The sequence below is a fragment of the Sorangium sp. So ce385 genome (assembly GCF_051474135.1).
Classification (GTDB): Bacteria; Myxococcota_A; Polyangia; order Polyangiales; family Polyangiaceae; genus Sorangium; species Sorangium cellulosum_D.
The window spans coordinates 514,105-528,557 of record NZ_CP150337.1 but is presented as its reverse complement, the minus strand read 5'-3'; the positions used below and the strand labels follow the sequence as shown (position 1 = coordinate 528,557).

Genomic DNA, 14,453 nt, shown 5'->3' with positions numbered 1-14,453 from the left:
GGAGTGAACAGCGACGACGGAGGGCGTGGGGCCGAGCGGGGTGGGCCGTCCGGGAGGGGACGTCGCGGCGAGCCGCCGGCGCCGGACGGCGCGCTGGCCGGCGCCGTGGCCGACGCGTCGCTGGCCCTGTTGCGCGCCGGCGAGGGCGGCACGCCGCGCGCGATCGTCGCGGCGGCGTCGCGCCTCCTGCAGGCCGACATCGCCTGTCTCTACGAGCTCGCCGAGGGACCGCGTACGCTCGTGCTCGTCGCCTCCGAGGGCGGCGGTTGCTCGCTGGACGCGCTCCAGCGCCTACCGCTCGACGCCCCGAGCCTCGCGGCCGAGGCCGCCCGCGCCAGGGTCGTGCAGGGCGCGCCCGACGGCCAGGGCGCCGCGGCGCTGCTCGACGTCGCCCACCTGCGCGACCGCTGCGGCTGCGCCCACGCGGTCGCGATCCCGGTCGCCTTCGCCGGCGACGTGCGCGCGGTGCTGCTCTGCGCCGCCGCGCAGCCGACCCTGCCGCAGGCCGAGGCGGTCGAGATCGCGAGCGCCCTGGCGAGCCTCTTCGGGATGGCGCTCGCCGCCGCCGAGCCCCGCGCGCTGCGCGCGCGGATCGAGGAGCTCGAACAGGAGAAGCGCGCGCTGGAGCGCACGCGCGAGCAGCTGAACGCGGCGATCGCGGAGGCCAGGAAGACCGAGGCCGCGCTCCGGCTGAGCGAGGACAGCCTCGCCCGGGCGCAGAAGATCGCCAGGCTGGGCAACTGGGACTGGCACATTCCGACCGACGAGCTGTTCTGGTCCGAGGAGTGCTATCCGATGCTGGGGCTGTCCCGCGACGCCGGCGCGCTCACGTACGAGCGCTTCCTCGCCTGCGTCCACCCGGAGGATCGCGAAGGCCTCATGCGCGCCGTCGACCTCGCGCTCCAGGGGGAGAGGCCGTATTGCATGGAGTACCGGATCCTCCGCCCGAGCGGCGAAGAGCGCCTCATCCACACCGAGGCGGACGTGGTCCGCGCCGACGACGGAACCCCGCTCCGGCTCATCGGCACGGCCCTCGACGTCACCGAGCAGCGGCGCGCCGAGCACGCCTTGCGGCTCAGCGAGGAGCGCCTGCGGCTGATCGCGGAGCACGCGAGCGACGTCATCTTCCGCATGCGGCTCGGCCCCGAAGGGGGCTACGAGTACATCAGCCCCGCCGTCCTCGAGCACACCGGTCATCCGCCCGAGGCCTGGTACGAGGACCCTCAGCTGTTCCTCACGCTGATCCATCCCGAGGACAAGCGGCGTTATTACGAGTTCGTCGAGCAGATGGCCGCGGCCGGCGGGCGGCTCACCTTCCGGATCATCGACAGGAGCGGCCGGACGCGGTGGATATCGACCCACATCACCATCCAGCGCGACGAGCACGGCAACCCGGTCGCCGGGATCGGCATCTCGCGCGACGTCACGGCGGAGAAGCTCGCCGACGAGGAGCGCGAGCAGCTCCTCCGGCAGCTCTCGGCCGAGCGGAGCTGGCTCAACGCGGTCATCGAGCGCTCGCCGGTCGGCATCCTCCTCCTCGACCAGTCCGGCGCGCAGATCGCCTGGAATCACCGCGCCCAGGAGCTCGCCGGCATCGACGCGCCGCCCGGACAGGCGGGCGCGTGGGGCCTCTACTCCCTGGACGGGCAGCCGCTCCCCGACGGCGAGCAGCCCTCGGCGAGCGCGCTGCGCGGCGAGGTCACGAGCTCGAGGGAGCTCGCGCTGCGGCGCGCCGACGGCGGCACGCTGGCGGTGCTCGTGAGCGCCGGGCCGATCGTCGACGGGAGCGGGAAGCTGCTCGGGGCGGTCGTCGTGTTCGACGACATCACGCGGCTCAAGGAGCTCGAGCGGCTCAAGGAAGAGTGGACGTCGGTGGTGGCGCACGATCTGAAGCAGCCGGTGACGACGATCATCGGCTATGCGACCCAGATCGAGCGCAAGCCCCAGGTGGCGGCCGCGGTGAAGACGCGGGCCGGGCATATCCTGGCGAGCGCCAAGCGGCTCGGGCGGATGGTGTCCGATCTGACGGACATCTCCCAGATCGAGTCGCGGCGGCTCACGATCGAGAGCGCTCCCGTCGATCTGCCGGCGCTCCTCCAGGCGGTCGTGGAGCGGATGGCGGGCGAGACGGCAGGGCACGCGGTCGAGGTCGAGATCCGGGGCGAGATCCCGGTCGTGTGCGCGGACGCGGGGCGCGTCGAGCAGGTGCTCAGCAACCTCCTCTCCAACGCCGTGAAATACGGTGATCCGGAGACGCCGATCCGGGCGTCGCTGGAGCGGCGCGGCGATGAGGTGCAGGTCTCCATCCGGAACAGCGGCCGCGAGATCCCGGCCGAGGATCTCCCGCTGCTGTTCGAGCGGTTCTTCCGGGGGAGGGCGAGAGAGGAACGCGCGGTCGGGCTCGGGCTCGGGCTGTACATCGCGAAGGGGCTGGTCGAGGCGCACCACGGCAGGATCTGGGTCGAGAGCCCCAAAGGGGGATTCACGACATTCTATTTCACGCTGCCGGTGGGGGCGGCGCCGCGGCGGGACGCGGCGTAGTCACAGGCCCTCTGCGGCTCAAATCCGCTGCGCTCGGGCCGCGGCGGGGGCCCACAGCGGTGGCTCGGACGCGCCCTTCTCCCGGGCGCCCGCCGGTACGGCGTGGCTCCGCCCGGTGAGGCGCTCGAACTCCACGACGTCATGAGAGCACACGAGGGTCACCTCGTGGCCGTGCTCCCGGCGCAGCGCGCGCAGCCGGCGCTGGTTCTCGAGCCGCGCGCCGCGGTCCTTCTCCATCATGATCTGATAGAAGCGCAGGCCGGGCGTGCAGGTGGGCCGCACCAGGTCCATCTCGCGGTGATAGAAGTACGCGTCGCCGGCGAGGAGCAGCCAGCCGCCATCGCTCCGGATCGCCACGCCCGCGTGGCCGAGCGTGTGACCGACGAGCGGGACGAAGAGCACCTCGTCCTTCAAACCACCCACCGGCCGCGCCCCCTCGAAGCCGAACCAGCGCTCGCCGCCGTCCGAGGGATAGGCGATCCAGTTCGGCTGCGTCGACCACTGGGCCGGCCGGTAACGCATCCGGTCGAGCAGCGTCCGACGGGCGACCGCGGCGTCACGCTCGTCCGCGAGCAGGTGGACCTCCGCGCCGGGAAAGTCGTCGAGGCCGCCAGCATGGTCGAAATCGAGGTGGGTGAGCACGATGTGACGGACGTCCTCGGGCCGAAAGCCGAGGCGCTGGATCTGCCGGTACGCCGTCATCTCGGCGCGAAACTCCGGTCGTACCAGGAACAGAAAGAACCGGCTGAGCCGCTTTCGCGCCATCGAGACGTCCAGCAGCCCGAGCCCGGTGTCCACGAGGACGAGGCCGCTGTCCGTCTCCAGGAGCAAGCAGTGGCACGTCAGCCTCCCGCGGAGCCCCAGCGTCTGGCCATCCATCAGCGCGCCGCCGATCGGACAGGTCGAGATGCAGTTGAGATGATGGATTCGCACGGACGCCTCTCCTTTCGCCGCTACCCTGCCCCGGGGACGGCCGCGCGATGGCCCGGTGTCGAGGCGGGCACACCGCACGTCGCGCGCTCGGCGCGCTCCCGGCGACCCGCTCGCCGACGATCGCGAGGACAAAGCCCGGGCTCCCCGGAGCGCATGAGGCACGGTGAGTGCATGGAGCATGCCGGTCGCCGGGCTCCAGATCGCGTGAACGGGAGGACGGCAAAGGCACGGCCACGGACGGAAACAGGCGGGATCCTCACCCGGCTTTCCCGGCTGCGCAGAGGAGAAAACGACCTTTCTGCCACACCGGGACACTCCGCGACATCGGCGCACGAACGCCGAGCGCGAAGAGCGTGCTCTACAGCTGCGCGCCCGCCTCGGGCGGTCGCGCAGCCCGGGGGACGGAGTAGACCGGCGCCGCCGCGCACGTCACCGGCAGCCGGTCGAGCCCGCGCAGGATGGCTGACGGCTTCCACGTCAGGGACGAGCGCGGCACGGCGAGCCGCAAGCCGGGGAGATCCTGGACGATCGCGGGAAACGCGATCTGCGCCTCGAGGCGCGCCAGCGGCGCGCCGAGGCAGTAGTGCACGCCGCTGCCGAAGGCGAGGTGACGGTTGGGGTCGCGGTCGAGCATCAGCCGCTCGGGGCTCGCGAAGACCTCCTCGTCGCGGTTCGCCGAGCCGAGCACCGCGAAGAGCCGCTGCCCCCGCGGGACCACGCGCTCGCCGAACGCGACGTCCTCCGTCGTGTACCGCTCGGTCGCCAGCTCGACCGGGCTCGTGAAGCGCAGGAGCTCCTCGACCGCCGGCTTGATCAGCGCAGGCTCGCGCCGCAGGCGATCGAGCGCCTCCGGATCGTCGAGCAGGGCGAGCGTCCCGCTGGCGATCAGGTTCACCGTCGTCTCGTGGCCCGCCACGACCAGGAGCATGACCATCGCGAGCAGCTCCTCCTCGTTCAGCCGGCTGCCCGCCTCCTCGGCGCGCACGAGCGCCGCGATGAGATCGTCCCCGCCCGCGCGGCGGCGCCGCTCCAGCAGCGCGCGCAGGTAGCGCAGGAACATGTAGAGAGACGGCATCGCGAGCACCATGTCCACGCTCGTGGCGATGCCGACCATGCGGTTCGTCCAGGCCCGGAAACGCGGCCAGTCCGCCTCGGGAATGCCGAGCAGCTCGCAGATCACCGTCATCGGCAGCGGCAGCGCGATCTCCTCCAGGAGGTCGACCGCGCCGCGCGCCCGCGCCCGCGCGACGAGGCGCTGGGTGATCGCCTCGACGCGCCCGCGCAGCTCCTCCACCCGCCGCGGCGTGAAGACCTGGTGCACCAGGGCGCGCAAGCGGGTGTGATCCGGCGGGTCCTGATCGAGCATGTTCTTCGTGAACGGGCGAAAAAACTCGGGCGTCCACGGCACCTGCCTCGCCCGCTCCTCCGCGCTGAGCGCGCGGTACGGGTCCTTGCCCAGGCGCGGGTCCTTGAGCGCAGACGCCACGTCGGCGTAGCGCGTCACGAGCCACGCGGGCTTCCCGTCCTTGAGAACGGTGCGCACGACCGGCGCCTCCGCGCGCAGCCGCGCGTACAGGGGATAAGGGTTCGCCTTGTGCTTCGCGCTGGAGATATCCGGGATCGACATCATGCTGGACCGCCTTTCTTGGAAGCTCGTGGCCGCCTGGGCCGGCGCCCCGCGCCCGCCTCGGGCTGCGCGAGCGCGAGGAGCGCGTCGCGCAGCGCCCGCAGCTGGCCTTCGCTGAGCGCCATCGCCCCGAGCGCCTGGGAGAGCCAGAAACCGTCGAGCGCAAACTGGATCGCGATGGCCCGCCCCTCCGGGATGTCCTCGGCAGCGTCGCGCGCGACCGCCTCGGCGGTCAGCTTGCTGCCGTGGCGCGCCAGCGCGGGCTGAGCGCTCGCCGCCTCGATGATCGCGAGGAGCAAGGCGCGAGGCGCGGCGGTCTCGCGCTTGTCCTCATCGAAGGTCAGCGCGATCTGCGCCCGCAGCCGGGCGCCCCGGGGCTCCGGGTCCTGCGCCGCGCGCCTCGCGGCGTCGTCGTTCACCCGCGCCGTCAGCCGATCGACGATCGCCAAGAGGAGCGCGTCCTTCGTCGCGAAGTGGTGAAAGAAGCCCCCTTTGCTGATCCCCGCCTCGGTGATCACCGCCTCGACGGTCAGCTGGTTCACCCCGCGCGAGACGATGAGCCGCTCGGCCGCGTCGAGGATGCGCTCTCGCGCGCTGGAGTAGGTCCGCGCCGGCATCGAAGATGTATACCGACCAGTCGGTCGGTATGCAAGGCGATCGCTCCCCTCCAGCGCCAGGCGCCGGAGGATCCCGAGGCGGCCGCCCTGGACGGGCGGCGGCGCCGGGCTGACGGCCTTGACTTTTGCAGCCCGCCTGGACAGTTCCTACCTCCCGAGCGCCCGCATGTCCTTCGCCGCCTTCGCCCGCGCCACCGCGCTCCACCCCGAGTTCCGCCGCGGCGCGCGCGAGATGCTGCACGTGTCGCTCGGCGTCTCCGCCTGGGGGCTCGTGACCGGCGTCGCGATGGTCAAGAGCGGGCTCACGGCGCCGCTCGCGGTGCTGATGTCGCTCGCGGTCTTCGCCGGCAGCGCGCAGCTCGCCGCGATGCCGCTCATCGCGTCCGGCGCGCCGATCTGGGTCGTCTGGGCCACCGCCGCCTGCGTGAACCTGCGGTTCGTGATCTTCAGCGCGATGTGGCGGCCCTATTTCGCGCCGCTCCCGCGCTGGCGGCGGTGCCTGTGCGGCTACTTCAGCGGCGACCTGAACTACGTGATCTTCATGAAGCGCTTCCCCGTGCCCGGCCCGGCGCCCGAGCAGGAGCCCTATTTCTGGGGCGGCGTCGCGACGAACTGGTCGGCGTGGCAAGGCTCGTCGCTGGGCGGCATCGCGCTGGCCAACGTGATCCCGATCGAGTGGGGCCTCGGCTTCGCGGGCGTGCTCGCGCTCCTCGGCGTGACGTGCTCGCTGCTCCAGGACAGGGCCACCTGGCTCGCCGCCGGCACCGCCGCCAGCGCCGCGGTGGCCGCCTACGCGCTGCCGCTGAAGCTCAACATCCTCGTCGCCATCGCCGCCGCGGTCGTGGTCGGCCTGGGCATCGAGGCGGCCGAAGGGGCGCACCGACGCGCGCGCCAGGGGGCCGAGGAGGCCCGGCGATGAGCCCCTCGGAGATCTTCGTCGCCATCCTCGGCCTCGCCCTGATCACGGCGTTCACCCGCGCCTTCTTCCTGTACCCCGACCGGGATCTGCCGCTGCCCGGCTGGCTCCGGCGCGGGCTGCGCTATGCGCCGCTGGCCGCGCTGGCGGCCGTGATCGTGCCCGAGGTGGTGATGACGGACGGGCGCCTGATCGCGACCTTGCAGGACGCGCGGCTGCCCGCGAGCCTCGCGGCGAGCGTCTACTACTTCTCTCGCCGCGACATCCTCGGCACCATCGTGACCGGGATGGCGGTGTTCCTGCCGCTGCGCATCGGACTCGGCTGGTAGCCGCGGGCGACACCGGTTCTCCTGGAGCGCCGGGGCTGGTACGCTGCGCGACATGTCGGATGAGAGTGCCCACCGACCGGAAGGAGCCACGGTGTCCTCCGCGGGTCAGAGCGACTCGTCGCGGAGGCGCCTCGGCCCGGGGGACGTCGTTGGCGAGCGCTGGCGGCTCGAGGAGTTCCTCAAGAAAGGGGGCATGGGCCGGGTCTTCCGGGCGACCGACCTTCACCTCGGCGGGCCGGCGGCGCTCAAGCTGATGGATCCGGGGGTCGTCGGGACCGAGAAGGCGCGCGCCCGCTTCCTCCGCGAGGCGCAGACCGGGGCGAAGCTGCGGGGCACGAACGTGGTGCAGGTCCTCGACTTCAACGTCGATGCCGCCACGCAGGTGCCCTACATCGCCATGGAGCTCCTCCGCGGCGAGGACCTGGCCGAGCGGATCGCCCGCGGGCCGCTCTCCTACGAGGAGACGGTCGCGGTCCTCGGCGACGTCTGCAGCGCGCTCGGCAAGGCCCACCGCCTCGGCGTCGTCCACCGCGACATCAAGCCGGCCAACATCTTCCTCGTCGACGACGATCGCCCGCTCTGCAAGGTCCTCGACTTCGGGATCGTCAAGCTCGAGGACCTCGGGCTCGATCGCCAGGGGACGCCGCAGACCGACGCGGGCGCGACCCTGGGCACCGTGAGCTACATGAGCCCGGAGCAGATCGCCAACGCCCGCGGCGTCGATCACCGCGCGGACCTGTGGTCGCTCGGCGTGATCGCCTACGAGTGCATGACCGGGCGCCGGCCCTTCCGCGGCGAGTCGCTGTTCGAGCTGGTCCACAAGATCTGCTTCGATGTCCCGCCGGCGCCGTCGCGGCTGGCCGAGGTCCCGAGCGGCTTCGACGCCTGGTTCGCCCGCGCGACCCACCGCGACCGCGACCGCCGGTTCGCCTCCGCCGGCGAGCTCCTCGAGGCGCTCCGGGCGCTCGCCGGCCGCCCGCCGGACAGGCCCGCGCAGAGGCCGCCCCCCGGCGGCCCGCCCGACCTCCCGAAAGACCACAGCTGGATCTCGGACGGCAACCAGATCGACATCGGCGCCCTCAAGGACCTGACGTTCAAGAACGCCGTGGTCCGCGAGTTCCTCGACAGCGCCAAGAAGCACTTCGTCTCGGGGAGCAAGGGGCTCGGCAAGACCCTCCTCCTCACGTACAAGCGCTCGGTCCTCAGCGAGATCTACCTCGCGACGGGCCGCGAGCGCCGCCACGCCGCCGTGCAGTTCATCCCGGAGGGGCGGCCGTACCTCGACTTGATGGGCGACCTGCCCAGCGTCGACCAGCCCCAGCGCGACCTCATGTCGCGGCTCAACGACTGCAAGCGGCTCTGGAGCTTCAGCCTCCGCCTGTCGATCGTCTCCTACCAGTCCGGCGCCGGCGCCGGCGATCCCGAGGACCTCTCGCCGCTCCCCCGGAACCTGCGCGGGCTCCTCGAAGGCCGGCCGGTCGAGCCGACGATGGTGCTGAAGGAGCTCCTCTCGATGACCGTCCGCCAGATCAACCAGGTCGTCGACGCGATGGAGCGCCCGCTCGAGCGGCGGCTGCGCTCGCTCCACAGCGGCGTCTTCATCTTCATCGACAAGCTCGATCAGGCGCTCCGGGGGCTGCCGCGGGACGCGTGGATCCACATGCAAGCCGGGATGATCGAGGCCGCGTGGGATCTGATGAACGCCAATCCGCACGTCAAGATCTTCGCCACGATCCGGGAAGAGGCGTTCTCGGCCTACGAGTCCGACATCAAGAACAACCTCTTCGGCGCGACCGCGAGGCTCCGCTACGAAAAGCACGAGCTCTTCGAGCTGCTCGAGAAGCTCTCGTATTATTACGAGCGGCTGCCGCTCCGCGAGTTCATCCACCTCGACGAGGTGCGCGCGGGGCGCTCGGCGCGCGGCGAGTCGACCTTCGACTTCCTCTACCGGCACACCCTCGGGCGGCCGCGCGATCTCGTGATCCTCGCCTCGGAGATCTCGCGCAACCGGCAGGTCCTCGACGAGCGCACCTTCACGCGGATCGTGCAGAGCACCAGCGCCGGCCTCCTCGTCGCCAACATCTTCGACGAGATGCGCGTCTTCCTCGAGGTGCTCCGCCACCGCGACAAGCGGGCCGAGTTCCTCGCCCTGCTCCCCAGCGACGTCCTCACCCACGACGAGCTGGTCGAGGTGTGGTGCAAGTTCCACCAGGTCGACCGCGCGTACTTCGACGCCCACGGCCGGGACGCCGACGATGTCTACCACCCTTTCCGCGAGCTCTTCGAGTGCGGCCTGCTCGGCGTGCTCGGCGACGAGCCCGAGGTCCAGCGCTTCCGACAGCCGCACGACGCCGTGGTCGGCTCGCGCCACGCGCTGCCGCGCTCGCGGTATTACCTGCTCCACCCTTCCCTGCGCGCGCTGATCGAGCCGCTCCCCGGCGGCGGCGAGTTCCACGCGATCCGCAACATCGTCATCGGCCACGGGGAGCCCTGGCCCCGCCACTGGGACCTCGTGGTCGACGTCCAGCGCGAGCTCTTCCGGCGACCGGACGCCGACGAGGAGATCGGCGACGCGGTGTTCTCCCTCCTCGACCGCCTCTCGGCCGACATCGCCGACGGCGAGGGCGAGGGCGCCGCGCGCCGCGCGATCGCCGCCTCCCCCACCTTCGCCCGCGTCAGCGCGCACCTGGAGCGAATCCACTGGGACGACCTCCACCTCGCGCTCCTCGAGCTCTTCCCGACACGGCGCCGGGAGGAGGAGCCCGAGCTGACCGACCGGGTGGAGGTGGCGATGCTGCTCATCGATATCGTCCGATCGACCCGCATGCTCCACAACATCGGCGATACGAGCTTCGTCGCTCACCTCGACCGGCTCCGCGGCGCGCTGCGTGGGTCGACGAGCCCGCGCCTCCTCAAGGGGACCGGCGACGGGTACCTCGCGGTCTATTCCACGGTGGCCCGCGCGGTCGAGGCGGCCCGCGTGCTCCGTCGCGCCGTCGGCGACGCGGCCGAGCTCCGCCTCATCGTCCACTGGGGCCGGGTGCGGATGAGCGATCACGACGTCTTCGGCACGGAGGTCCACCGGCTCTTCCGGATCGAGGCGGTCACCGAGGAAGATCGCGCGGACGAGCCGAGCTCCGGGGTCGCCCTGCCGCGCCCCGGTCGGGTGACGCTCTCGCGCGCGGCGGCCGCCGCGCTCCCCGACGCGGCGCGCGCGGACTTCCGCCGGGCGGGCGCGTTCCGGCTCAAGGATTTCGACGCGCCCGAGTCGATCTGGGTCGAGATCGACGCCGGCGCGTGAGATCGACCGGGGTGGGCCCGAGGCCTGCGGCGAGGAGCCGCGCCCTCCGCGGGCGATCGGCCGAGGGCGCGCGGGCGCGTGTGGTAGGCTGCCGGCGCCATGACCGAGCTCCTGGGCCTCGTGTTCTCGCCGTGGACCGAGAAGGCGCGCTGGGCGCTCGACGTCCGCGGCGTGCCGTACACCTTCCGGCACTACCAGCCGCTCCTCGGCGAGCCGGCGCTCCGGGTGAAGCTCCGCCGGCTCACCGGGCGCGTCTCCGTGCCGGTGCTCACCGCCGACGACGGGCGCGTGCTCGCGGACTCGGCCGACATCGCGCGCTGGGCCGACGGGCGCGGCGCCGGTCCGACCCTGTTCCCGGCCGAGCACGAGGCCGAGATCGCGCGGCTCATCGACCTGTCGGAGCGCGCGCTCGCCGCCGGGCGCGCCCGCGCGCTGGCGCGCATGCTGGCCGACGACGAGGCGCTCGCCGAGATGGCCCCGCCGCCGATCCGCCGCGCGCACGGCGCCCTCGCCGCGCGGCTCGGCGCGTTCGGCGTCCGCCGCACCCTGCGCAAGTACGGCGGCCACGAGGACGGCGCCGAGGCGCACCTGCGGACGATGGTCGCGGCGCTGGACGAGCTCCGCGCGACGCTCGCGCGGAGCGCGCCGTCGGGCGACGGGCCGAGGACGCTCCTCGGCCGCTTCACGTTCGCCGACATCGCGATGAGCCAGGTGCTCGTGAACGTGGCGCCGCCCGCCGCGCTGAAGCTCGGCGCGGCCAGCCGCCGGAGCTTCTCCGACCCCGAGATGCGCGATCGCTACGCCGACCTGATCGCGTGGCGCGACGAGCTCTACCGCGCCTTCCGGACGAGCTGACGGGCCCTGGCCGGCGGGCGCGGCATCAGCGGCCCTTCGGGGTCGACCCGGCGCGCCTCACCAGCGCACCGCGGCCTGCTCCGCGGCCTCGCTGGCCTGCGCGAGCGCCGGCGCGATGCGGTCGCGCAGCCCCTCCACCACCGCCGCGGGCGCGGAGTCGGGCGAGCCCGCCTGGAACGGCGGATCCGGGTCGTACTCCATCACGAGCTGCGCCGTCTGCGCGGCCGCCTCGCCCCGAATCTTGGCGGCGATCCGGAGGCCGAAATCGATGCCTGACGTCACCCCGCCGCCTGTGATGCGGTTCCGGTCCTCGACGTAGCGCGCGTCGACGCGCTCGGCCTCGAGGAGGGGCAAGACCTCGCGGAATGCCCAGTGCGTGGTCGCGCGGTAACCGCGGAGCAGCCCCGCCGCGCCGAGCACGAGCGACCCCGTGCAAACGCTCGTCACGTAGCTCGCCTGCTCCGCGCGCGCCGCGAGGAAATCGAGGACCTCGCCGTCCTTCATCACGGCGATCGTGCCCGCGACGCCGCCCGGAACGAAGAGGATCTCGAGCTCCTCGGGACACGTGTCGAAGGTCGCCGTGGGGGAGAGGGTGAGGCCCGAGTCCGTCGTGATGGGGTCGAGGGTCTTCCACACGAGGTGTATTTTCGTATCTTCGAGGATGCTGAACGCGGTCTGGGGACCGATGAGATCGAGCGCGGTGAAGCCCGGATAAACCAGCATGGCGATGTGCTGCATGGGGGAGCTCTCTCCTTCAGGCGTTGTGGGCGATGGCCCGGGGCCGGCGTCGTCCTGCGCGCATCCGCCGAGCGTTTGCAGGGTGGCGAGCGCGGCGCTCACGGCGGCGAGGTCCAAGATTTGTCGGCGTTTCATGAGGCCTGTGTACGCGCTGTCCTGCGGCGCGCCTATGCGACACGTTGTCCTGCGGCGCGATGTCGCATGAGCGGGAACGCCGGGAGGAGCAGGCGCGCTCGATTCCGGAGGAGCGAAGGCGCTTGTCTTACGGGCGCGGTTCGCCGCCTGCCGCGCCGCCCGCGCCGCCGGCGCCCGTCTCTCGGCCTCCTGCGCCGCCTTCTCCGGACCACCCGCCCTCTCCGAAGCCGCCCTCGCCCAGCCAGCCCCCTTCGCCGAACCCACCTTCTCCCGACCAACCCCCTTCCCCCGACCAGCCGCCTTCCCCCGACCAGCCGCCTTCCCCCGACCAGCCGCCCTCGCCGAACCAGCCCCCGACGCCGGCGCCGGGGTCCGGCGGGTGGAAGTCGCTCAGGTACGCGAACGCGTCGGAGCGCTGGGCCTGGCAGATGCCGAACGGCAAGGGCGGCTGCAGCACGCACGCCGCGCCCTCCCCGCAATCGCCGTCATCGCAGCAGTATCGTTGGCACGCATAGAGACCGCCCCTGCACGTGAAGCCCGGGCCGCAGGTCTCGAACGCGATGGAGCAGGTCTCGCAGCTCTTCCCGTCGTTCGTCGGCCAGAGACACTGGAAGAAGCCGGCGAAGGCATCGTAACCGCACGGCCCCGCCTGCCCTTCGCACCCCTCGTTGGTGATGGGATTGCAGGTGACCATCGCCCCGTCGACCACAACGCAGCTCCCGTTGCTCGCGGCCGGCTCGGGCGGCGCATCGATGCACGCCGGGAGGAAGCCGCTGCCGGACAGGTCGACCTCCGTATCGATGAGGTCATCGTCGTCCGAGGTCTGCACGGCCACGCACTCGCCCGCCACCAGCGTGGTCCCTGGCCCGCACCGCACCGCGGGCGGCGTGCCGTCCGGCTCGGCCACGCACTCGTCCCCTCGCTGCACCGTCCGGTCGCCGCACGCGAGCGACGGCGCCGCGGCCGCGGGAGGGGCCCCGCCGCCGTCGCCCTTGCAGGACGGGAGGATCAGCGCGCACAGCAGCGCGCCGACCAGCGCCGGCCCCGCCGCGCCGCCGGGCGCAAGGCGCGCTCCAGGCCATCGCTTCCCAGACATGCTTCCGCTCTCCATCGCTCGGGTGGGTGCCATCGCTTCGGTGTCTCCGGCTCAGTCCAGCTTCGCCCCGGCCTCGATCCACGCGCGGATCGCCGCCCGCTCCTCGGCGCCGAGCGCTCCCCCGATGGGCATCGGCGCGGTGCCCTGGGCCCGCTCGGCGCAGCCGGGCTCGATCTTGCAAACCAGGTAGCTCTCGTCCGCCGCGCCCGGCGCGATCAGCGCCCGGCCCGGCACCTCGCGGGACGGCGCGCCGATGACCTCGCCCCCGGCGAGCGCGGCCCGCCGCAGGTCGAGCCCCGACGCGCGCTCGGCGCCGTGGCACGGGGCCGACGCGCAGCGCTGGTCGAAGATCGCCTGCACCGCCTCGTAGTCCGACGCGACTGGGCCGCCGTCCTCCGGGCCGCTCGGGCACCCCGCGTACGCGATGGGCTCGTCGGCGACGCGCGTGTCGGGCTGCCAGCCCTCCGGCAGCCCGCGCACGAAGCAGTAGAGCGCCCGCGTCGCCTCCTCGGACCAGCCGTTCTCGACGAGCGGCATGCGCGGCCCGAGCTCGTCGCCGAGCAGCCGCAGGTAGAGGAAGCTCCGCTCGGGCCTCCCGGGAACGAGCTGCCTCAGCCCGGCGCCGGCGGCGTCACGGCCGTTGCCGTTCGCGTCCCCGACGACCACGTCGGCCCCCCGCCGCGGCCAGCGCCGCAGGTCGAACGCCCGCGCCACGTCCTCGCCCGCCCGGCTCAGGTCGAGCCGCAGCCGCGACGCGGGCTCGAGCGGCGTGAACACGACGCCGCGGAGCTCCTGCCGGAACTCGGCCTGGCCCTCCACGACCGGCGCGCGCACCCGCGCCACCGCGCTCACGTCGCCCGCGGGGCCGTCCAGCGCCACCGTCACCTCGGAGGGGACCCGCGGCGCGCCCTCGGGGACGCTCACGCGCAGCAGCGCGCGCTCGACGCCGTCCGCGAACACCAGGCGGTCGCCCGGGCGCTCACAGCCGTCGACGATCGCGCGCGGATCGCCGACGCCGGTCTGGCAGAACGCGCCCGCGGTCGCGATGAACGCCTCGAACGACGACAGCTCGGGCTGCGCCCAGCCGTGGTGGCAGCTGCCCTCGGCGCCCGCGCACGACGGCGCGACGGCGCCCTCGTAGAGGGCCCGCGGCGTCGGGAAGCGCGCCGCGACCGGGTCGTCGCCGGTCGACGCGGAGGCGCTCGAGCCGGTCGACGCGGAGGCGCCCTGGCCGCTCGACGGCGGGCCGCCGCCGTCGCCGCTCGCCGGCGGCGCGCCGCCGCCGCCGTCGGAGCACGACGCGAGCAGGATCGCGCCGAGGAGCAGGCAAGGACGTCCCGGTGCACGGAGCCGCGAGGAGGCCAT

The 14,453-nt window shown here is 73.0% G+C and carries 11 protein-coding genes; 5 read left to right on the top strand and 6 right to left on the bottom strand.

What is annotated here, in order from left to right; all coding sequences use genetic code 11:
- Positions 1-3: 3 nt before the first annotated feature.
- The gene (locus tag WME83_RS02045; protein WP_437317579.1) at positions 4-2,541 is read left to right on the top strand and encodes a PAS domain-containing protein; all 2,538 of its coding nucleotides are present in this window, start codon (positions 4-6) and stop codon (positions 2,539-2,541) included.
- A gap of 18 nt (positions 2,542-2,559) precedes the next feature.
- Here WME83_RS02045 and WME83_RS02040 read toward each other — a convergent pair whose 3' ends face one another.
- The 3 genes from WME83_RS02040 to WME83_RS02030 form a co-directional block, all read right to left on the bottom strand.
- Positions 2,560-3,474 (bottom strand): MBL fold metallo-hydrolase, encoded by a 915-nt coding sequence (locus tag WME83_RS02040; RefSeq protein WP_437317578.1) that lies wholly within the window; start codon positions 3,472-3,474, stop codon positions 2,560-2,562.
- 358 nt (positions 3,475-3,832) lie between these two features.
- Positions 3,833-5,104, bottom strand: a complete 1,272-nt coding sequence (locus WME83_RS02035) for a cytochrome P450 family protein (protein ID WP_437317577.1) — start codon at positions 5,102-5,104, stop codon at positions 3,833-3,835.
- The gene (locus tag WME83_RS02030; RefSeq protein WP_437317576.1) at positions 5,101-5,718 is read right to left on the bottom strand and encodes a TetR/AcrR family transcriptional regulator; all 618 of its coding nucleotides are present in this window, start codon (positions 5,716-5,718) and stop codon (positions 5,101-5,103) included. Before WME83_RS02030 ends, WME83_RS02035 begins: the two co-directional genes overlap by 4 nt.
- Positions 5,719-5,884: 166 nt before the next feature.
- Here WME83_RS02030 and WME83_RS02025 point away from each other — a divergent pair, with 166 nt between their 5' ends.
- The 4 genes from WME83_RS02025 to WME83_RS02010 all read left to right on the top strand — a co-directional run bounded on the left by WME83_RS02025 (position 5,885) and on the right by WME83_RS02010 (position 11,119).
- On the top strand, positions 5,885-6,637 hold the full coding sequence (locus WME83_RS02025; RefSeq protein ID WP_437317575.1) for an AzlC family ABC transporter permease: 753 nt from the start codon (positions 5,885-5,887) through the stop codon (positions 6,635-6,637).
- Positions 6,634-6,963 carry an AzlD domain-containing protein gene (locus WME83_RS02020; protein ID WP_437317574.1) on the top strand — a complete coding sequence of 110 codons (330 nt, stop codon included), beginning with the start codon at positions 6,634-6,636 and terminating at the stop codon, positions 6,961-6,963. The genes WME83_RS02025 and WME83_RS02020 overlap by 4 nt, the downstream gene beginning before the upstream one ends.
- Positions 6,964-7,054: 91 nt before the next feature.
- Complete coding sequence (locus WME83_RS02015; protein WP_437317573.1) at positions 7,055-10,264, top strand: protein kinase domain-containing protein; 3,210 nt, start codon at positions 7,055-7,057, stop codon at positions 10,262-10,264.
- A 99-nt stretch (positions 10,265-10,363) separates the two neighbouring features.
- Positions 10,364-11,119, top strand: coding sequence for a glutathione S-transferase (locus WME83_RS02010; protein WP_437317572.1), 756 nt, complete (start codon positions 10,364-10,366; stop codon positions 11,117-11,119).
- A 57-nt stretch (positions 11,120-11,176) separates the two neighbouring features.
- Here the strand turns inward: WME83_RS02010 and WME83_RS02005 are convergent, their stop codons facing one another.
- The 3 genes from WME83_RS02005 to WME83_RS01995 all read right to left on the bottom strand — a co-directional run bounded on the left by WME83_RS02005 (position 11,177) and on the right by WME83_RS01995 (position 14,453).
- The gene (locus tag WME83_RS02005; protein WP_437317571.1) at positions 11,177-11,857 is read right to left on the bottom strand and encodes a DJ-1/PfpI family protein; all 681 of its coding nucleotides are present in this window, start codon (positions 11,855-11,857) and stop codon (positions 11,177-11,179) included.
- 262 nt (positions 11,858-12,119) lie between these two features.
- Positions 12,120-13,088 (bottom strand): hypothetical protein, encoded by a 969-nt coding sequence (locus tag WME83_RS02000; protein WP_437317570.1) that lies wholly within the window; start codon positions 13,086-13,088, stop codon positions 12,120-12,122.
- A gap of 51 nt (positions 13,089-13,139) precedes the next feature.
- A complete protein-coding gene (locus tag WME83_RS01995) occupies positions 13,140-14,453 on the bottom strand; it encodes a hypothetical protein (RefSeq protein WP_437317569.1) in 1,314 nt (437 codons plus the stop codon).